This is a genomic window from Geobacillus sp. G4 (assembly GCF_040327975.1).
Lineage (GTDB): Bacteria > Bacillota > Bacilli > Bacillales > Anoxybacillaceae > Geobacillus > Geobacillus thermoleovorans.
This window is the reverse complement of sequence record NZ_JBEPJY010000134.1, coordinates 1-245: the sequence shown is the minus strand read 5'-3', so window position 1 is coordinate 245 and position 245 is coordinate 1. Positions and strand designations below refer to the sequence as shown.

General features: G+C 44.9%; 1 protein-coding gene. It reads left to right on the top strand.

What is annotated here, in order from left to right:
• Positions 1 to 245, top strand: a 245-nt coding sequence (locus ABS784_RS17245) for a hypothetical protein (RefSeq protein WP_483867424.1), incomplete at both ends; no start/stop codon positions are given.

Genomic DNA, 245 nt, shown 5'->3' with positions numbered 1-245 from the left:
CCTGAATAATGCCCTGAGCAAAACCTCTTCTCCACTCATTGCAACCTTTGATGCAGATATGATCCCGCAACACACCTTTTTGATGAAAACCGTCCCGTATTTCCTGCTCTCCACGTTTATAGAAGAGAAAGGGAGATGGCGGCTTCGCCGTGAGGATGAAATAGATAAAAAGTTCAAGCTGGGGTTGGTACAGACCCCTCAAAGCTTCTATAATCCGGATCTGTTTCAGTTTAACTTGTATGCAG